This is a genomic window from Rhodopseudomonas palustris (assembly GCF_034479375.1).
GTDB classification, from domain to species: Bacteria; Pseudomonadota; Alphaproteobacteria; order Rhizobiales; family Xanthobacteraceae; genus Rhodopseudomonas; species Rhodopseudomonas palustris_M.
The window spans coordinates 4,122,491-4,139,889 of record NZ_CP140155.1 but is presented as its reverse complement, the minus strand read 5'-3'; the positions used below and the strand labels follow the sequence as shown (position 1 = coordinate 4,139,889).

Sequence of the window (17,399 nt, the reverse complement as noted above, 5' to 3'; positions counted from 1 at the left end):
GGATGTCCGCCGATGTCGAGCACGACGCTCAGTGAAGACGATGCCGCCGGCGCCGGCGCTGCGCGAAAAGTGATCCAGCCCGCCTGGGTGCGGATCATGCACTGGATCAATGCCATCGCGATGATCGTGATGATCATGTCCGGCTGGCAGATCTACAACGCCTCGCCGCTGTTCGATTTCCAGTTCTCGCGCAGCATCACGCTGGGCGGCTGGCTCGGCGGCGGCCTGCTGTGGCACTTCGCGGCGATGTGGGTGCTGGTGATCAACGGCGTGCTGTATGTCGCGCTCGGCTTCGCCACCGGCCGCTTCCGCCGCAAGCTGTGGCCGATCACGCCGCGGGGCGTCGCCTCCGACCTCGCCAGGGCCGCGACCTTCCGGCTGTCGCACAGCGACCTCACCACTTACAACTACGTCCAGAAGCTGCTCTATGCCGGTATCTTGCTGGTCGGCGTCCTGGTCGTGCTGTCCGGGCTGTCGATCTGGAAGCCGGTGCAGTTCCAGACGCTCACCGCCCTGTTCGGCGGCTACGACACCGCGCGCTACGTGCACTTCTTTGCGATGGCGGCGATCGTCGCGTTTCTCGTCGTGCACGTCGTGCTGGCGCTGCTGGTGCCGAAGAGCCTGCGCGCGATGATCATCGGGAGATAGACGATGTTGCGCATCAAATCGCTGCTGATCCCCGGCGTCGACAAGCAATTGCTGGTCAAGGACGCCACCCGGCTAATGCCGGATCTCTCTCGCCGCCGCTTCCTCACCGGCGGCGCCAGTCTCGGCGCGCTGACGCTGCTGACCGGCTGCGACGTGATCGACGGCGCCTCGGCGGAAGACCTGCTGGCGCAAGTGTCGAAATTTAACGATTCGGTGCAAGCCGCGATCTTCGACCCGAACACGCTGGCGCCGACCTACAGTGAGAAGGACATCACCCGGCCGTTTCCGTTCAACGCCTTCTATTCGCTCGACGAAGCTCCCGACGTCGACGGCAAGCAATGGGCGCTCGAAGTCACCGGCCTCGTCGACAACACGAAGAGCTGGACGCTCGCGGAGTTGTCGGCCTTGCCCGAGGTCGGCCAGATCACCCGCCACATCTGCGTCGAAGGCTGGAGCGCGATCGGCTCCTGGAGCGGTGTGCGGCTGAGCGACTTCCTCAAACTGGTCGGCGCCGATACGCGCGCCAAATACGTCTGGTTCCGCTGTGCCGACGACTACACCTCGCCGATCGACATGCCGACCGCGCTGCATCCGCAGACCCAGATGACTCTGAAATATGACGGCCAGATCCTGCCCCGCGCCTACGGCTATCCGATGAAGATCCGGATCCCGACCAAGCTCGGCTTCAAGAACCCCAAATACGTCGTCTCGATGGAAGTCACCAACGACTACAAAGGCGGCTATTGGGAAGACCAGGGCTACAATTCGTTCAGCGGACTCTGACCGCCCGCCCCCCACCGTCATTCCGGGGCACGCGCACCGCGCGTGAACCCGGAATCTGGAGCTGTTCTGCGAACGATCCGCCGGGTGCCCCGAACGGCGAGATTCCGGGTTCGCTCGCTTCCGCGAGCGCCCCGGAATGACTCCCTCGGATCAACTCCCGCGCCGCAGCGGCCGCTGGAATGCCGACAGCAGCGCGCCGAGCGCCAGCGTCGCGGCCGACACCGCCAGCGCCGAGGACAGGCTGCCGACCGCGTCGGTGATGGCGCCGACCACCAGCGGGCCGAGCGTCTGGCCGATGCCGAACGAAATCGTCATCGCCGCGATCGCGCCGGGCCACGACGCCTGCGCGTAGTTGAAGCGGACGAAGGCCGTGGTCGACGCCGCCACCGCGAAGAACGACACCCCGAACACCAGCGCCGAGATCGCCAGCATCGGCGTCGACAGTCCGAACAGCGGCAGCGCCGCGCCGACCGCGTTGACGCCGAGAATGATCGTGGTCGTCAGCCCACCGCGATCGAGCGACATCACCCGCCGCCACACCCAGGGCGTGACGAAGGCGCTGCAGCCGATCAGGCACCAGAACGCGCTTTGCGCCGCAGCCCCGCCGCCGGCGTCGCGCACATAGGCGATCATGAAGGTCATGTAGGCGATGTAGCCGGCGCCGAACATGAAGTAGCCGACCAGATAGATCAGCACCGGCCGGATCGTGAAGCTCGCCGCCGACCCGCTGCCGATGCTGGCGTGGCCGTCGAGCCGGGCGAGCAGCAGCGGCAGCGTCATCGCCGCCGACAGCGCCGCCAGCACCAGCCAGCCTATCCACCACGAGCCGGGACCGGCCGCCTGCAGCAGAAACGGCGTGATCAGCCCGGACGACACGATGCCGATGCCGGGGCCGGCATAGAACAGGCTGAGCAGGAACGCCGAGCGCGCCGGCTGCGATTGCGCGATCGTGGTCGCGAGCGCGCCGCCGGCGACGAAGGCCAGCGCCGCGCCGATCCCGGCGATCAGCCGCGCAGCCGACAGCAGCACGAAATTGCCCGACAGCGCACACAGCGCCAGCGACACCACGCAGGCCAGCGTGCTGGCGCGGACGATCGCCGACAGCCCGTAGCGGCGGACCAGCCGCGAGGTGGCCAGCGCGCCGAGCAGATAGCCGGCGGCGTTGATCGTGTTCATGAAGCCGGCGGCCGAATACGACCATTGCAGGCTGTCGCGCATGTCGGGCAGCAGCAGCGAATAGGCGAAACGGCCGATCCCAAGCCCGACGGTAGGCGCGAGCGACAGGATCAGGATCAGCCGCGCGGGTTGGGCCGGCGGCGCCTCGGAGCGGTCGAGCAGGGTCAAGCGTTTCTCCCGCCGCCATTGTGGCAGGGAGTTCGCCGTTCGGGCAACCGGGCCCCGAGCAACACTGTCTTGCCAAGCCCGCAACGGCGCTTTAGCACTCGGCCGCTTTCCGTTTTCGGCCGTCATGCTCGGGCCTGACCCGGGCATCCATCATCTTCGCAAGACGCTGGATTGCCGGGTCAAGCCCGGCAATGACGAGCCCCAATGAGATCGAGGCTCCAATCATGGCGACGCATAAACTGCTGCTTCTTCCCGGCGACGGTATCGGCACCGAAGTGATGGCCGAGGTGTCGAGGCTGATCGACTGGCTCGACAAGGCCGGCATCGCCAGCTTCGCCACCGAGCACGGCCTGGTCGGCGGCGCCGCCTATGATGCCGACAAGGTCGCGATCACCGACGCCACGATGGCGCTGGCGCAGGCCTCCGACGCGGTGATCTTCGGCGCGGTCGGCGGCCCGAAATGGGATGCGGTGCCGTATGACGCGCGCCCCGAGGCCGGCCTGCTGCGGCTGCGCAAGGATCTGGCGCTGTTCGCCAATCTGCGTCCTGCGGTGTGCTACCCGGCGCTGGCCGAAGCCTCCAGCCTGAAGCCCGAAGTGGTCGAGGGGCTCGACATCATGATCGTCCGCGAGCTCACCGGCGGGGTGTATTTCGGCGAGCCGAAGACCATCACCGATCTCGGCAACGGCCAGAAGCGCGCGATCGACACCCAGGTCTACGACACCTACGAGATCGAGCGGATCGGCCGCGTCGCCTTCGACCTCGCCCGCAAGCGTCGCAACAAGGTCACCTCGATGGAGAAGCGCAACGTCATGAAGACGGGCGTGCTCTGGAACGAGGTCATCACCCAGGTGCACCAGCGCGAATACAAGGACGTGACGCTCGAGCACCAGCTCGCCGATTCCGGCGGCATGAATCTCGTCAAATGGCCGAAGCAGTTCGACGTCATCGTCACCGACAATCTGTTCGGCGACATGCTCTCCGACATCGCCGCGATGCTGACCGGCTCGCTCGGCATGCTGCCGTCGGCCTCGCTCGGCGCGGTCGACGACACCACCGGCAAGCGCAAGGCGATGTACGAGCCGGTGCACGGCTCGGCCCCGGACATCGCCGGCAAGGGCATGGCCAATCCGGTGGCGATGCTGGCCTCGTTCGGCATGGCGCTGCGCTATTCGCTCGACATGGGCGAACTCGCCGACAAGCTCGACGAAGCCATCGCCGTGGTGCTGGCCCGCGGCCTGCGCACCGCCGACATCAAGAGCGAAGGCTCGACCGTGGTGTCGACCAGCCAGATGGGCGAAGCCATCGTCCAGGAGATGCAGGCGCTGCACGGCTGAGCCGTGCGGCGATCCCCTTTGTAGGGTGGGCAAAGCGAAGCGTGCCCACGCGAAGGCCGACTACGTGGGCACGCCGCTTCGCGGCTTTGCCCACCCTACGGCGCAGACCCATAAAAAATGCCCGGCTGAGCCGGGCATTTTCGTATCGGTGGACGTTCGCGCCGCTCAATACAGCGGGAAGCGCTCCGGGTAGCCGCCGAGGTCGGAGGCCGGGTTGAGCGGCTGGCGGTCGAGCGGGCGCTGGCCGTTCTGCCGGGCGAACGAGGTGCCGGGCGGGAAGGCGTAATCGGAGAATTTGCGATCGCCCGGCAGCACTTCGGTGCCGGCGTCGAGCCAGGAGCGCTTGGTGATGTAGACGCGGGTGCGCGGGCCGGACTGATACGACACGTTCGGACCGCGATCGCCGTAGCGGACCTGGTCGTTGCTGCGGTAGCGCTTCGACTGCTGCGCGTCCGCCGATTCGACGCCGATCGCCACCACGGCCACCGTCGCGAGCAGCACCGCAAACGCCTTCGCGCAGGTCTTGGCGCAGGTTTTGACGGCTGGGAATTTCAGGGTCATCGGGTCCTCATCGGCAGGCGCATTGCGAATTACGCCTCTTTCTAGCCGCCAGCGGGGCCGCGCCACAAGGTCAATCCGGCCACACCGAGCGCAAATATGCAATTCCGGGCTTGCCGGAATGTTGCATGGAATCCAACGGTTAAACGACGCGTGCGATTCGCTGTCAGAATGCGCCGCGGAGACGCGGATTCTGCGCGCCGAACACCCAGTCGGCACGGGCCGCCTGCCCGGGCGCCGGAGTGCAGCCCTGCCGGCGCAATTCGGCGTGGGCGAAGGTGTCGGCCAAAGCCGCATCGCCGCCGGCGGTCAGCAGCACCAGCCGGTCCAGCATGCAGGCGGCCGCGGCGCGCCGCTGCGGCAGGCTGTCGCCCTGGCAGGTCCAGCCGGAGATGCGCAGCGCCGCGTCGTCGATCCGCCTGAAGAAGCCGAGGCAGCGGGTCGATGGCCCGGCGAGATCGAACAGCGTCACCGGCCCGAACTTGCTGTCGATCAGGCCGGCCGGCTGCGCGCTCTCGGCGCGCTCCGCACCGATCCGGGCGGCAAGGTCGGCGGCCGCGTCCGGCACGCCGTGCGCCTCGTCGCCGAGCCGGTACAGCTCGATCTCGACGGCCGGCGCCTGCCCGGGGGCGGCCCAGCGCAGGACGTCCTTGCGGCCGCCATCCGGATGCCGGAGGATTTCGGTGCTCGCGACGGCGCCGGGCAGGTCGATCTGGCTGACGGCGAAAGCGGGATGCGAGTGCGTCGCCACGCTCCAGGCCGGCCGGTCGCCGGGCGTGGTGGCGGCACTGATCGCGGCGTCGGTCAGCGGATTGGCGGCGGTGAAGATGATCAGCCCGATCAGCGCCAGCGCGCCCACATAGGCCAGGATGCGCATCACGGTTTCGCGGCATTCGTCGGCGAAGCTGCGCAGGGCCGGATGGATCCGGTCCTGGGGAGACGCGGCCCGGAGGGCCGGATTCGATCGCATCGGCAAGGCTCCGGGCACCACTCGCGGAAGGATGGAAATTACGGAGAAAAGCGCGGGCAGGTATCAAGTTGTGTCAGCGGCGTTTCTCGCATAGAAGCGCTGACTTCTCCTTGCTGCGGCGTGCCGCGGCGGAGCAAATTCCTTCGGAGAGTGAACGATGGGTTACAAAGTCGCGGTAGTGGGTGCGACCGGCAATGTCGGGCGCGAAATGCTCGCCATTCTGGACGAACGCAAGTTCCCGGCGGACGAGGTGGTGGCGCTGGCGTCGCGCCGCTCGATCGGCGTCGAGGTCAGCTACGGCGACAGGACCCTGAAATGCAAGGCGCTGGAGCACTACGATTTCAGCGACATCGACATCTGCCTGATGTCGGCCGGCGGCGCCGTGTCGAAGGAATGGTCGCCCAAGATCGGCGCCCAGGGCGCGGTGGTGATCGACAATTCGAGCGCGTGGCGGATGGATCCGGACGTGCCGCTGATCGTGCCCGAAGTGAACGCCGCGGCCGCCGCGGGATTCACCAAGAAGAACATCATCGCCAATCCGAACTGCTCGACCGCGCAGCTCGTGGTGGCGCTGAAGCCGCTGCACGATCACGCCAAGATCACCCGCGTGGTGGTGTCGACCTATCAGTCGGTGTCGGGCGCCGGCAAAGAGGGCATGGACGAACTGTTCTCGCAGACCAAGGCCGTCTACACCAACCAGGAACTGATCAATAAGAAATTCCCGAAGCGGATCGCCTTCAACGTGATCCCCGAGATCGACGTGTTCATGGAGGACGGCTACACCAAGGAAGAGTGGAAGATGATGGTCGAGACCAAGAAGATTCTCGATCCCGCCATCAAGCTGTCCGCCACCTGCGTGCGGGTGCCGGTGTTCGTCGGCCATTCCGAGGCGGTCAATATCGAGTTCGAGAACCCGATCTCCGCCGACGAGGCCCGCGACATCCTGCGCAGCGCGCCGGGCTGCCTGGTGATCGACAAGCAGGAGCCGGGTGGCTACGTCACGCCGTATGAAGCCGCCGGCGAGGACGCGACCTATATCAGCCGCATCCGCACCGACCCGACCGTCGACAACGGCCTGGTGCTGTGGTGCGTCTCCGACAACCTGCGCAAGGGCGCGGCGCTGAACGCGATCCAGATCGCCGAAGTGCTGATCAACCGCAAGCTGATCACCGCGAAGCAGAAAGCGGCGTAGTTCGACTTGGTCGGGTGGGCAAAGCGCGTAGCGCGTGCCCACGCACGATCGGGCAATGTGACGCATGGGCACGGCGCTTCGCGCCTTTGCCCACCGTACAGATCTTGCATCCTACAGATCTTGCAATGGCCGGGGCTCGTCCCCGGCCATTTGCATTCACGGTGCGCAACGGTACTGACGCGAGCGCGCCGCCGCGCTAGGCTGGTGCAGCTTCATTGCCCCCGGCCGCATCATGACCGACAAACCCGATCCGCCGATCTCCACTACCAAACGCATCGAGCGCGGTTTCGAGACCGTGCTGTTCAACAGCCGCTGGCTGATGGCGCCGTTCTATTTCGGCCTCGTGCTCAGCCTGCTGGTGCTGCTGTATAAATTCGTGGTGCTGCTCGGCGAACTGATCCTGCACGCCACCCTCGCCAAGGAATCCGACATCATCCTCGGCGTGCTCAGCCTGATCGACGTGTCGCTGACCGGCAACCTGGTGCTGATCGTGGTGTTCTCCGGCTACGAGAACTTCGTCTCCAAGATCGATCCGCGCGATCATCCGGACTGGCCGGAGTGGATGACCAAGGTCGACTTCGCCGGGCTGAAACAGAAACTACTCGCCTCGATCGTGGCGATCTCGGCGATCCAGGTGCTGAAGGCGTTCATGAATCTCGACGCCGGCTATGACAGCACCAAGCTCGGCTGGCTGATCGGCATCCATCTGGTGTTCGTGGTCTCGACCCTGGTGATGGCGCTGTCCGACCGCTGGGGCGGCCACGGCGGCGACGACAAGGCCGGGCATTAGCGGGCAGTGTCAGTAGGGTGGGCAAGAGGCGCGAAGCGCCGTGCGCACGCGAGCGTCTGTGTTCGTCGCATCGTCCCGCGTGGGCTTCGCTCCGCTCAGCGCCACCCTACGGCCGGGGCGGCGTGCGTGCCTCACCCGCGCGGGACGGCGGGGCGGAATTCCTTGCTGTCGGGATCGAGCACGAACAGATCGCCGGCGGCGACGCCGAAATAGGCGCCGTGCAACTGGATCTTGCCGCGCTCGACCTGGATCTTGATGCACGGGAAGGTCATCAGGTTTTCGAGGCTGCGATGCACCGCGGCCTTTTCGATCCGGGTACGGAAATCCTGCTGACTCTCGTGGTCGCGCTGCTCCACCACTTCGCCGGGCTTGACGAACATCGACATCCAGCGGCCGATGAAGTCGCTCTCGGTCAGCGGCGGGGTCTTGTCGGTGAAGGCCTTGATGCCGCCGCACTGGGCGTGGCCGAGCACCACGATGTGCTTGACCTTGAGCACCTGCACGGCGAATTCCAGCGCAGCGGAAACGCCGTGGGCGCCGCCGTCGGGCTCGTACACCGGCACCAGATTGGCGACGTTGCGGACCACGAACATCTCGCCCGGGCCGGCGTCGAAGATCACCTCGGGCGAGACCCGCGAATCGCAGCAGCCGATCACCATCACTTCCGGCGATTGACCGCGCTCCGAGAGCTCGCGGTAGCGGCTCTGCTCGGTCGGCAGCCGCTGCGTCCGGAACGCTTCGTAGCCCGCGATCAGGGATTTCGGAAACGATGTCATCGGCGCGGTACCTCCTGGGGGACGAGTGTGTCGCGTATTCGAGCGGAACCGGATCTGCGACCAGGATACGCGCGCGCCTGATCCTGCCCGCATAATCACAGGATGCGGTCGCGAACAAGTCTTCCGGCGCGCGGGCCGAAATGATATCGCCATCGTTTTCCGGGCACTGATGGGGACAGACCGATGATCCGACCGCGCCGCAGCCTGTTGTTCATGCCCGGGTCGAATGCGCGGGCGCTGGAGAAGGCGCGCCTTTTGCCCGCCGACGGCCTGATCCTCGACCTCGAGGACGCGGTGGCGCCGGACGCCAAGGCCACCGCGCGCGACCAGATCGCCGCCGCGGTCGCCGCCAAGGGTTACGGCCACCGCGAGGTGCTGGTGCGGATCAACGCGCTGGATTCGCCCTGGTGGCTCGACGACATCGCGATGGCCGCCAAGGTCAAGCCGGACGGCATCCTGGTGCCGAAGGTGTCGAGCGTGCAGGATCTGACGGCGATCGCCGACCGGCTCAGCGACCTCAACGCCGACATGGCGATCCGGGTCTGGATCATGATCGAGACCGCGCGCGGCGTGCTGCACGCCGAGGAGCTGGCGGCGCAGAGCCACGATTCCGAGATGCGGCTGGCCGGCTTCGTGTTCGGGCCCAACGACATTTCGCGCGAGACCGGCATCCGGATGCTGCCGGGCCGCCCCACGATGATCCCGATGATCACCCACTGCGTTCTCGCCGCGCGGGTCCACGGCCTGGTCGTGCTCGACGGCCCCTACAGCGACATCGCCAATGTCGACGGCTTCGCCCAGGAATGCGCCCAGGCGCGCGACCTCGGCTTCGACGGCAAGACGCTGATCCATCCCGGCCAGATCGACGCCTGCAACGCCACCTTCACGCCGCCGGCAGAGGACGTGGCGCAGGCCCGCGCCATCCTGGCCGCCTTCGAGCGCCCGGAGAACAAGGGCCGCGGCGCCATCCAGCTCGACGGCCGCATGGTCGAGCGCCTGCATGCCGAGATCGCCAGGAAGACCATCGCGATCGCCGACGCGATCGAACTGGCGGGGCGGTAACAGCAATCGTCATTCCGGGGCGCGAGCGAAGCTCGCGAACCCGGAATCCCGAAGTGTCCTGCGAGGTGCCCCGAACGTCTGGATTCCGGGTTCGCCGCTGTGCGGCGCCCCGGAATGACGGCGTTGGGGCGTGGAAGGCTCGGGCGTCGCAACAGCCGCAGGCTGCCCCCTCGCCCCGCTCTTGCGGGGGGAGGGTTGGGGTGAGGGGCGACGCGGGCATTGAGTCTCTCGGCCGCGTAGAGGCGCCCCCTCACCCGACCGGCTTCGCTGCGCTCCGCCGGTCGACCTCTCCCCGCGCGCGGGGAGAGGTTAAGAACTAAGCCCAGGCGCGTTCGGTCTTCAGCTTGTCTTCGTAGCTGTCGATCGAGGCCTTCTTTTCGAGCGTCAGCCCGATGTCGTCGAGGCCATTGATCAGGCAGTGCTTGCGGAACGGGTCGATCTCGAATTTCACCGTGCCGCCGTCCGGGCCGCGGATCTCCTGCGCCGGCAGGTCGATGGTGACGGTGGCGTTCGAGCCGCGCTCGGCGTCGTCGAACAGCTTGTCGAGATCGTCCTGCGAGACGCGGATCGGCAGCACGCCGTTCTTGAAGCAGTTGTTGTAGAAGATGTCGCCGAACGAGGTCGAGATCACGCAGCGGATGCCGAAATCCAACAGCGCCCAGGGGGCGTGCTCGCGGCTCGAGCCGCAGCCGAAATTGTCGCCGGCGACCAGGATCTTGGCGCTGCGATAGGCCGGCTTGTTGAGGATGAAGTCCGGGTTCTCGCTGCCGTCGTCGTTGTAGCGCTGTTCCGAGAACAGGCCCTTGCCGAGGCCGGTGCGCTTGATGGTCTTCAGGTACTGCTTGGGGATGATCATGTCGGTGTCGACATTGATGATCTTCAGCGGCGCCGCGACGCCTTCCAGCGTGGTGAACTTGTCCATGGCGATTTTCCCAGATTGAGGCGGGGTTTTAGCCGGCCCGGCCCGGCGTTCCAAGGCGATTCTTTCGGGAGCCTCCAAGCCGTTTCCGCCGGCACGGCCCTCATCCTGAGGAGCGGCCGCTTGGCCGCGTCTCGAAGGATGCGCAGGGCACCTCATGGTTCGAGACGCGCTTCGCGCTCCTCACCATGAGGGCTTGGCCCGGCGACCGGAAGGTGCGTGAAGCCGGGCTCAGTCCGCCACCTGCGCCTCGATCGCTTCCATGTCGTCGTCGGACAGGCCGAAATGGTGGCCGATTTCGTGGATCAGGACGTGGCTGACGATGTGGCCCAGCGTCTCGTCGTTCTCGGACCAGTAATCCAGGATCGGCCGGCGGTACAGCCAGATCATGTTGGGCATCGGGGCGATGTCCTGGCTGGAGCGCTGCGGCAGGCCGATACCCTGGAACAGGCCGAGCAGGTCGAACTCGGTCTGGGCGCCGAGCTCCTCCATCACCTCGTCGGTCGGGAAATCGTCGACGCGGATGATCACGCCTTCGCACAGGGCGCGGAACTCCTCGGGGAGTTTGCCGAACGTCTCTTGCGCCATCTCCTCGAACTCGGCGAGCGAGGGCGCCTTGGCGGTGATCCACATGGATCGCGTTGTAGGGGATGGCGCGGCGTTCGGCAAAGGCGGCAGATTGCTGCGGTTGACGGCGGGGCGCCGATCGGGGACTTTGCCGGCGAGGATTTGGGACGGGGCGGTTGCGATGATCCGAGCGATGACCAAAGCACTGGGGCTGGCTGCGGCGGGGCTGGCCGCGGCGCTGCTGCTGCAGACGGCGGAACCGGCGCAGGCGCAGACCTCGATGCAGGCGAGGCCGTCCGCCGCCGCGCCCCTGACCGATGTGTCGGCGCAGGAGCGGCGTCCGCCGCGACGGCTGCGGATCTATCCGCGCGTGGCCCCGAGCGACGACGTCTACCCGCGCTATTTTCCCGGCCGCAACGCCGTGCGCGAATGCACCGCGACCTATGTGCAGGAGTATCGCCCGAGCGGAACCGTGATCACGCCGCGGATGAACTGCTTCTGGCGCCGCGGCTGAGCCGCGCGCTAGGCTCCACGAATCATCGAGCTCGCCGAGAGTCGCGCCGGACCGACTTCGAATTTGTCGCGCGCCACGCGCAGCAAAAATGCACCGTCGCAGGAACCACTGCGACATGATGCGCATTCATTCGCGCGGGCTGCATTCACTCCGCATTCACGTCGCGCGCCTCAGCATGATCACAAGCGACGCCAGTCGCTTTGCGGTGATCGACGACCAACCGCATCACGCTGGACGAAGCGCATCTCGAACCAAGGAAGACTCATCGATGAACATTCTGAAACTCTCCGGTCTCGCCGCCATCGCGGGATTGCTGCTGATCGCCGCACCGGCCGATCGCGCGCAGGCCGCGCCGATGTCGAGCGCCGGACTCGCCACCACGGTTCAGCGCGACGTGATTCCGGAAGCCACCGAGGTACAGTATCGCCATCACCGCGGCTATCGGCATCATCCCCGCTATCGGCACCATCGCGCCTACCGCCGCCACATGCACCGCCCGCACCGGCACTACGCGCCGCGCCACCATTATCGCCGCAACTGGCGTTGATCGCCGCGCAAATCTGAACGCATTGTTCAGCAAACAGGCCCGTTTTCGGGCCTGTTTTGGTTTCGGCCTGTCGCGATCGCGCGCGTCGCGCTAACATCACGACCGTGCGGCCGGTCCGCGCCGGAGGATGATGCGATGCGAAGCTGGATGGGAGCAACGATCGTTGCGGTCGTGCTCGGCGTGATGCCGGCGGCGGCGCAGGCATCGGCGGTGGGCGGATCGCGCGCGGCACAGGCCGGCGAGGCGATGCCTGCGAACGCCGTGCCGGCGACCGAGTTCAGCTCGCGGCATCGCGGCCGCGCGCACGCGCATCGCCAGGCGCGGCGATATGCGCATCGCCGGCATCGCTGGGGGCCGCGGCCGCATGACTACGCGCCACGCTACTACGCACGGCCGTATCACTATCGGCCGTACGGGATCGCACCATTTTTTCCGTTCGGATTCGGCGGCTACGGCTTTCAGCCGTCGTGGTAAGCGCGACGGCCTGATCGGCGCATCGATGCTGCGCGCAGGCGCTGCGGCGACGCTATTCATGGGACGCTATTCATGGCGCGTTCAGTTTGCGCCTCCTAGCCTGCGCATGGGAGCAACACAGCCAATTCGTCAACGCGCCGCGTGACGGCGCCGGGGGAGCGCCGATGACTGCGCATGCGAGGGTCCTCACACCACACCGTTCCGATCGGACGACACTGCTGAGCCGGATCGGCTCGATCGCGGTCGCAACCGTCGCGGCTCTGGCCTTCTCGATCGCCGCCGCGCCGCGCGCGCAGGCGCTGTCGCCGGCGAGCCCGGCCACCGCCAACACCAGCAAGGTCGCGACCGAGACCCCGATTCCGGTGGTCGGTCAGATCGGCGGCGGCCACCGTGGCGGCGGAGGCTTCCATGGCGGCGGCGGGTTTCGTGGCGGCGGAGGCTTCCGCGGCGGCGGAATTCATCATGGCGGCGGGTTTCGCGGCGGCGGTTTCCGCCCGGCATTCCACGGCGGCGGTTATCGCGGCGGCGGTCACATCGGGCGCGGACCGGTGTTTCATCAGCGCCAGTTCCACGGCGGCCCGCGCTTCGTCGGCCACCGCCATTTCGGTCCGCGTCACTTCGGTCCGCGTCACTATGGCTATCGGCCACATTACGGCTTCCGCCGGCACTACGTCCGCCCGCGCGTCTACGGCTATTACGGACCGCGCTACTACGCGCCCGTATACTACGGCCCGCGCTATTATGGCCCGCGCCGGTTCTGCCGCATCGTCTACACCTCTTACGGCCCGCGTCGCGTCTGCAAATTGCGGCCATGGCGGCCCCACTATCGCCACCACCGCGTGTGGCGGACGTATTGGTAGGTCGCTGCGAGAGGCTGAAACCGAAACAGGCGCCCGAGGGGCGCCTGTCGTGATTCATCCCATCATCGCTCCGACCGTCACCGCCGGACTTGATCCGGCGGTCCATCGCTCTTCTGAAGATGGATTGCCGGGCCTTCGCCGCGCCGAAGCGGCTTCGGCCGCGCAGGCGGGTCGAGCCCGGCAATGACGTTGGTACTTAGGCCGGCAAGGCGGCGCTCAGCGCCAGTCGCGGATGTCGACGAAGTGACCGGCGATCGCCGCCGCCGCCGCCATCGCGGGCGACACCAGATGGGTGCGGCCCTTGAAGCCCTGGCGGCCTTCGAAATTGCGATTCGAGGTCGAGGCGCAGCGCTCTTCGGGCGCGAGCTTGTCGGGGTTCATCGCCAGGCACATCGAGCAGCCCGGCTCGCGCCATTCGAAGCCGGCCTTGACGAAGATCTTGTCGAGCCCTTCGGCCTCGGCCTGTTCCTTCACCAGGCCGGAGCCCGGCACGATGATGGCGTTGACGTTGGCGTTGACGGTCTTGCCCTCGGCGACCTTGGCGGCGGCGCGCAGATCCTCGATCCGGCCGTTGGTGCAGGAGCCGATGAACATCCGGTCGATCTTGATGTCGGTGATCTTCGTCCCCGGCGTCAGGCCCATATAGGCGAGCGCCCGCTCCTTCGACAGCCGCTTGGCTTCATCGGCGATGTCGGCCGGGTTCGGCACCTTTCCGGTGACCGAGATCACGTCTTCGGGCGACGTCCCCCAGGTCACGATCGGCGGCAAGGCAGCGGCGTCGAGCTTGAGTTCATGGTCGAAATGCGCGCCCTCGTCGGAGCGCAGCGTGTCCCAATAGCGCATCGCGGCGTCCCAATTGGCGCCGGTCGGCGCCATCGGGCGACCCTTCAAGTAAGCATAGGCCTTCTCGTCCGGCGCGATCAGGCCGGCTCGCGCGCCGCCTTCGATCGACATGTTGCAGACCGTCATGCGGCCTTCCATCGACAACGCGCGGATCGCGTCACCGGCATATTCCAGCACGTAGCCGGTGCCGCCCGCGGTGCCGATCTCGCCGATGATCGCCAGGATGATGTCCTTGGCGGTGACGCCGTCCGGCAGATCGCCGTCGACGGTCACACGCATGTTCTTGGCCTTCTTCTGGATCAGCGTCTGGGTCGCCAGCACGTGCTCGACCTCGGAGGTGCCGATGCCATGCGCCAGCGCGCCGAACGCGCCATGGGTCGAGGTGTGGCTGTCGCCGCAGACGATGGTGGTGCCGGGCAGCGTGAAACCCTGCTCCGGGCCGATGACGTGGACCACGCCCTGCCGCTTGTCGAACTCGTTGTAGTAGGTGACGCCGAAGTCGCGGGCGTTCTCGGCCAAAGCGGCGATCTGCTCGGCGCTCTCCGGGTCCGGATTGGGCTTGGAGCGATCGGTGGTCGGCACGTTGTGATCGACCACCGCCAGCGTCTTCTCCGGCGAATGCACCTTGCGGCCGGCGGTGCGCAGCCCCTCGAACGCCTGCGGGCTGGTCACTTCGTGCACCAGATGGCGGTCGATGTAGAGCAGGCAGGTGCCGTCGTCGGCCTCGTGCACCAGATGGTCGTTCCAGATCTTGTCGTACAGCGTGGTGGGTTTTGCAGCGGACATGGTGTCAGTCCTCGGACCGGATGAGTTGATGCTTGAAAGCGGAATGCGTCTCGCGGAACAACCGCGCGAAACCGGAACGCTCAGGCCGTGAGCGCAGCCGTGGTCAGCCGCCCGAAGAACCGCCATGGCAGGCGGCTGCGGTCATCGAGCACGATGCGTGCGGGGCGATCTGGAAACATTCCATCCATATAGCACGAAGCGGCGAGCCGACAACGCTGCGACTATGTCATTGCGTTCGCAATCGCGTGCCCCGGACGCAGCGCAGCGCGCCGCTCTTTCCTGCGGCGTGGTGCGCTGCAGATCCGGGGCCCCGGTTTTGGACGTGGCGAAAGCAACCGGGTCCCGGGTCTGCGAAGCAGCGTGAAACGCTGCATCGTGCCCGGGACACAAGCAGGGACTGACACCAACGAAAAAGCGCGGGCAGAACCCGCGCTTTCGCAACCAAATCGATATGCCGGAAGACTACTCGGCGGCGCCGGCGGCGACCTTGGCCGGGCGGTCCTGCTTCTTCTCGACGATGCGGGCCGACTTGCCGCGCAGGTTGCGCAGGTAATACAGCTTGGCGCGACGCACCTTGCCGCGGCGCACCACCTTGATCGAGTCGATCATCGGGGACAGCAGCGGGAACACGCGCTCGACGCCCTCGCCGTAGGAGATCTTGCGGACGGTGAAGCTCTCGTTGATGCCGCCGCCGGAGCGGCCGATGCAGACGCCCTCATAGGCCTGCACGCGCGAGCGCTCGCCTTCGACAACCTTGACGTTGACGATGACGGTGTCGCCGGGGCCGAATTCCGGAATCGTCTTGCCGGCGGACAGCTTGTCGAACTGCTCTTTTTCGAGCGTCTGGATGAGGTTCATCGGTCATTCTCCATCGGCGGCGCGCCCGACCATCCCGGCGCGGGCTGCGCGAAGATCACTGTCCTGCCATTGCACGGATTTGCCGGTGCTATACGGCAATCCTGGGGGTTTGTCACCCGTCCGTCTTGTCTTTTGGCGTTTTTTGCGATTCGCCTTTTGCCGGGGCGTTTGCGGCGGGTCGCGACACCGATCTTGCGCCCCAAAGATCCGGCCGGCGCGCCCGCGTCAGCGCCTCGGCCTCGGCCTGCCGCCAGGCGCCAACCTTGGCATGGTCGCCCGAAATCAGCGTCTCGGGGATCGGCCGGCCCTCGAAGATCTGCGGTCGGGTGTATTGCGGATATTCCAGCAATCCGGCGGAAAAACTCTCCTCGGTCGAGGAATCGAGCTTGCCCATCACTCCCGGCAGCAGCCGGACGCAGGCATCGATCAGCGCGAATGCTGCGATCTCGCCGCCGGACAGCACATAGTCGCCGATCGAAACCTCCTCGAGGCCGCGGGCGTCGATCACGCGCTGGTCGATGCCCTCGAACCGGCCGCAGACGATCAGCGGGCCGGGCCCGGCGGCAAGCTCGGCGACCCGCGCCTGGGTCAATGGCCGACCGCGCGGGCTCATCACCAGCCGGGGCCGGCCCGGCACAGGATCGGCTGCATCGATCGCCGCCGCCAGCACGTCGGCGCGCAGCACCATGCCGGGCCCGCCGCCGGCCGGGGTGTCGTCGACGCTGCGGTGCCGGTCAGTGGCCGAGTCCCGGATGTCGCGCGCCTCCAGCGCCCAAACCCCGGACGCCAGCGCCCGCCCCGCCAGGCTGACGCCGAGCGGGCCGGGAAACATCGCCGGAAACAGCGTGAGGACAGTGGCGCGCCAGGTCATGCGTAGGCCGTGCAGCGAATTCGGACGTCATGCCCGGACTTGATCCGGGCATCCATCGCCTTCGCGAGAAGATGGATCGCCGGGTCAAGCCCGGCGATGACGATCATAAGTGTTGCGACGCGTGCGCGAAACAATGCCGCCCCGCGCCTCACGCCTCCGGATGGTTCGGCGTGTCGCCTTCGATCTCGGCGGGCAGTTCGATGATCACCTGCCCGGCGGCGAGGTCGACGGTCGGCACCACCGCGTTGGTGAACGGCAGCAGCAGCGTCGGCCCGGACGGCGGCGCAATCTCGATGATGTCGCCGGCACCGAAATTGTGGATCGCCAGCACGCGGCCGAGCGGCTCGCCGGACGTCGTGATCGCCGGCAGGCCGATCAGGTCGGCGTGGTAGTACTCGTCGTCTTCGGTCGGCGGCAGGGCGTCGCGCGGCACATACAGTTCGAGGCCGTTGAGGCGCACCGCCTCGTCGCGCGTGGTGACGCCCTTCAGCGTCACCACCAGATGATCCTTGGCGGCGCGCGCGGTGGCGATCTCGAACGACCGCGCGCCGTCCTTGGTAGACAGCGGGCCGTAATCGCCGACCGCCAGCGGATCGGCGGTGAAGCTCCACAGCCGCATCGCGCCGCGCACGCCGTGCGGCGCGCCGATTCGCGCGACGCAGACTTGCCGGGCGACGGAAATCGGCCCGGACGGCATCCG

General features: G+C 67.0%; 20 protein-coding genes. 10 read left to right on the top strand and 10 right to left on the bottom strand.

Features of this window, described 5'->3' with window-relative positions; translation table 11 throughout:
- Positions 1-12 precede the first annotated feature (12 nt).
- Both SR870_RS18710 and SR870_RS18705 read left to right on the top strand, forming a co-directional pair.
- Complete coding sequence (locus SR870_RS18710) at positions 13-648, top strand: cytochrome b/b6 domain-containing protein (RefSeq protein WP_322515024.1); 636 nt, start codon at positions 13-15, stop codon at positions 646-648.
- A 3-nt stretch (positions 649-651) separates the two neighbouring features.
- A complete protein-coding gene (locus SR870_RS18705; protein WP_322515023.1) occupies positions 652-1,431 on the top strand; it encodes a molybdopterin-dependent oxidoreductase in 780 nt (259 codons plus the stop codon).
- Positions 1,432-1,581: 150 nt separating this feature from the next.
- On the opposite strand, the gene SR870_RS18700 is transcribed toward SR870_RS18705, so the two are convergent.
- Entirely contained in the window at positions 1,582-2,775 is a 1,194-nt protein-coding gene (locus SR870_RS18700) for a YbfB/YjiJ family MFS transporter (RefSeq protein WP_322515022.1), read from the bottom strand.
- Between the two features lie 224 nt (positions 2,776-2,999).
- Here SR870_RS18700 and leuB point away from each other — a divergent pair, with 224 nt between their 5' ends.
- Positions 3,000-4,112, top strand: a complete 1,113-nt coding sequence (leuB, locus tag SR870_RS18695) for a 3-isopropylmalate dehydrogenase (RefSeq protein WP_322515021.1) — start codon at positions 3,000-3,002, stop codon at positions 4,110-4,112.
- A 165-nt stretch (positions 4,113-4,277) separates the two neighbouring features.
- Here leuB and SR870_RS18690 read toward each other — a convergent pair whose 3' ends face one another.
- Complete coding sequence (locus SR870_RS18690) at positions 4,278-4,673, bottom strand: hypothetical protein (RefSeq protein ID WP_322515020.1); 396 nt, start codon at positions 4,671-4,673, stop codon at positions 4,278-4,280.
- A 163-nt stretch (positions 4,674-4,836) separates the two neighbouring features.
- On the bottom strand, positions 4,837-5,640 hold the full coding sequence (locus tag SR870_RS18685) for a hypothetical protein (protein WP_322515019.1): 804 nt from the start codon (positions 5,638-5,640) through the stop codon (positions 4,837-4,839).
- Between the two features lie 157 nt (positions 5,641-5,797).
- Here SR870_RS18685 and SR870_RS18680 point away from each other — a divergent pair, with 157 nt between their 5' ends.
- Both SR870_RS18680 and SR870_RS18675 read left to right on the top strand, forming a co-directional pair.
- A complete protein-coding gene (locus SR870_RS18680; RefSeq protein WP_322515018.1) occupies positions 5,798-6,832 on the top strand; it encodes an aspartate-semialdehyde dehydrogenase in 1,035 nt (344 codons plus the stop codon).
- Positions 6,833-7,064: 232 nt separating this feature from the next.
- Positions 7,065-7,622 (top strand): TIGR00645 family protein, encoded by a 558-nt coding sequence (locus SR870_RS18675; RefSeq protein ID WP_322515017.1) that lies wholly within the window; start codon positions 7,065-7,067, stop codon positions 7,620-7,622.
- 131 nt (positions 7,623-7,753) lie between these two features.
- Here SR870_RS18675 and SR870_RS18670 read toward each other — a convergent pair whose 3' ends face one another.
- Positions 7,754-8,398 carry a carbonic anhydrase gene (locus SR870_RS18670; RefSeq protein WP_322515016.1) on the bottom strand — a complete coding sequence of 215 codons (645 nt, stop codon included), beginning with the start codon at positions 8,396-8,398 and terminating at the stop codon, positions 7,754-7,756.
- 183 nt (positions 8,399-8,581) lie between these two features.
- Here SR870_RS18670 and SR870_RS18665 point away from each other — a divergent pair, with 183 nt between their 5' ends.
- Entirely contained in the window at positions 8,582-9,460 is an 879-nt protein-coding gene (locus SR870_RS18665) for a CoA ester lyase (protein WP_322515015.1), read from the top strand.
- A 316-nt stretch (positions 9,461-9,776) separates the two neighbouring features.
- Here SR870_RS18665 and leuD read toward each other — a convergent pair whose 3' ends face one another.
- On the bottom strand, positions 9,777-10,382 hold the full coding sequence (leuD, locus tag SR870_RS18660) for a 3-isopropylmalate dehydratase small subunit (RefSeq protein ID WP_322515014.1): 606 nt from the start codon (positions 10,380-10,382) through the stop codon (positions 9,777-9,779).
- Positions 10,383-10,610: 228 nt separating this feature from the next.
- Positions 10,611-11,012, bottom strand: coding sequence for a metallopeptidase family protein (locus SR870_RS18655; RefSeq protein WP_322515013.1), 402 nt, complete (start codon positions 11,010-11,012; stop codon positions 10,611-10,613).
- 115 nt (positions 11,013-11,127) lie between these two features.
- Here SR870_RS18655 and SR870_RS18650 point away from each other — a divergent pair, with 115 nt between their 5' ends.
- The 4 genes from SR870_RS18650 to SR870_RS18635 all read left to right on the top strand — a co-directional run bounded on the left by SR870_RS18650 (position 11,128) and on the right by SR870_RS18635 (position 13,341).
- Positions 11,128-11,460, top strand: a complete 333-nt coding sequence (locus SR870_RS18650) for a hypothetical protein (protein ID WP_322515012.1) — start codon at positions 11,128-11,130, stop codon at positions 11,458-11,460.
- A gap of 268 nt (positions 11,461-11,728) precedes the next feature.
- Entirely contained in the window at positions 11,729-12,007 is a 279-nt protein-coding gene (locus SR870_RS18645; protein WP_322515011.1) for a hypothetical protein, read from the top strand.
- Between the two features lie 135 nt (positions 12,008-12,142).
- Positions 12,143-12,481, top strand: a complete 339-nt coding sequence (locus tag SR870_RS18640) for a hypothetical protein (RefSeq protein ID WP_322515010.1) — start codon at positions 12,143-12,145, stop codon at positions 12,479-12,481.
- 164 nt (positions 12,482-12,645) lie between these two features.
- A complete protein-coding gene (locus SR870_RS18635) occupies positions 12,646-13,341 on the top strand; it encodes a hypothetical protein (protein ID WP_322515009.1) in 696 nt (231 codons plus the stop codon).
- A gap of 216 nt (positions 13,342-13,557) precedes the next feature.
- Here the strand turns inward: SR870_RS18635 and leuC are convergent, their stop codons facing one another.
- From leuC to rimM, 4 genes are all read right to left on the bottom strand, one after another.
- Positions 13,558-14,970: a 3-isopropylmalate dehydratase large subunit gene (gene leuC / locus SR870_RS18630; protein WP_322515008.1), complete on the bottom strand. Its 1,413-nt coding sequence runs from the start codon at positions 14,968-14,970 to the stop codon at positions 13,558-13,560.
- 462 nt (positions 14,971-15,432) lie between these two features.
- Positions 15,433-15,828, bottom strand: coding sequence for a 50S ribosomal protein L19 (rplS, locus tag SR870_RS18625; protein ID WP_011439250.1), 396 nt, complete (start codon positions 15,826-15,828; stop codon positions 15,433-15,435).
- A gap of 112 nt (positions 15,829-15,940) precedes the next feature.
- Positions 15,941-16,699 (bottom strand): tRNA (guanosine(37)-N1)-methyltransferase TrmD, encoded by a 759-nt coding sequence (gene trmD / locus SR870_RS18620; protein ID WP_322515007.1) that lies wholly within the window; start codon positions 16,697-16,699, stop codon positions 15,941-15,943.
- Positions 16,700-16,847: 148 nt separating this feature from the next.
- Positions 16,848-17,396 (bottom strand): ribosome maturation factor RimM, encoded by a 549-nt coding sequence (gene rimM, locus SR870_RS18615; RefSeq protein WP_322515006.1) that lies wholly within the window; start codon positions 17,394-17,396, stop codon positions 16,848-16,850.
- Positions 17,397-17,399 lie beyond the last annotated feature (3 nt).

Bases quoted from the DNA above. Each gene is read 5' to 3' on its own strand.
- rplS (WP_011439250.1), bottom strand. From the start codon at position 15,828: ATGAACCTCATCCAGACGCTCGAAAAAGAGCAGTTCGACAAGCTGTCC.
- leuB (WP_322515021.1), top strand. From the start codon at position 3,000: ATGGCGACGCATAAACTGCTGCTTCTTCCCGGCGACGGTATCGGCACC.
- SR870_RS18655 (WP_322515013.1), bottom strand. From the start codon at position 11,012: ATGTGGATCACCGCCAAGGCGCCCTCGCTCGCCGAGTTCGAGGAGATG.
- SR870_RS18635 (WP_322515009.1), top strand. From the start codon at position 12,646: ATGACTGCGCATGCGAGGGTCCTCACACCACACCGTTCCGATCGGACG.
- SR870_RS18705 (WP_322515023.1), top strand. From the start codon at position 652: ATGTTGCGCATCAAATCGCTGCTGATCCCCGGCGTCGACAAGCAATTG.
- SR870_RS18670 (WP_322515016.1), bottom strand. From the start codon at position 8,398: ATGACATCGTTTCCGAAATCCCTGATCGCGGGCTACGAAGCGTTCCGG.
- leuD (WP_322515014.1), bottom strand. From the start codon at position 10,382: ATGGACAAGTTCACCACGCTGGAAGGCGTCGCGGCGCCGCTGAAGATC.
- SR870_RS18640 (WP_322515010.1), top strand. From the start codon at position 12,143: ATGCGAAGCTGGATGGGAGCAACGATCGTTGCGGTCGTGCTCGGCGTG.
- SR870_RS18680 (WP_322515018.1), top strand. From the start codon at position 5,798: ATGGGTTACAAAGTCGCGGTAGTGGGTGCGACCGGCAATGTCGGGCGC.
- SR870_RS18690 (WP_322515020.1), bottom strand. From the start codon at position 4,673: ATGACCCTGAAATTCCCAGCCGTCAAAACCTGCGCCAAGACCTGCGCG.
- SR870_RS18645 (WP_322515011.1), top strand. From the start codon at position 11,729: ATGAACATTCTGAAACTCTCCGGTCTCGCCGCCATCGCGGGATTGCTG.
- SR870_RS18710 (WP_322515024.1), top strand. From the start codon at position 13: ATGTCGAGCACGACGCTCAGTGAAGACGATGCCGCCGGCGCCGGCGCT.
- SR870_RS18650 (WP_322515012.1), top strand. From the start codon at position 11,128: ATGATCCGAGCGATGACCAAAGCACTGGGGCTGGCTGCGGCGGGGCTG.
- trmD (WP_322515007.1), bottom strand. From the start codon at position 16,699: ATGACCTGGCGCGCCACTGTCCTCACGCTGTTTCCGGCGATGTTTCCC.
- SR870_RS18665 (WP_322515015.1), top strand. From the start codon at position 8,582: ATGATCCGACCGCGCCGCAGCCTGTTGTTCATGCCCGGGTCGAATGCG.
- SR870_RS18675 (WP_322515017.1), top strand. From the start codon at position 7,065: ATGACCGACAAACCCGATCCGCCGATCTCCACTACCAAACGCATCGAG.
- leuC (WP_322515008.1), bottom strand. From the start codon at position 14,970: ATGTCCGCTGCAAAACCCACCACGCTGTACGACAAGATCTGGAACGAC.
- SR870_RS18685 (WP_322515019.1), bottom strand. From the start codon at position 5,640: ATGCGATCGAATCCGGCCCTCCGGGCCGCGTCTCCCCAGGACCGGATC.
- rimM (WP_322515006.1), bottom strand. From the start codon at position 17,396: ATGCCGTCCGGGCCGATTTCCGTCGCCCGGCAAGTCTGCGTCGCGCGA.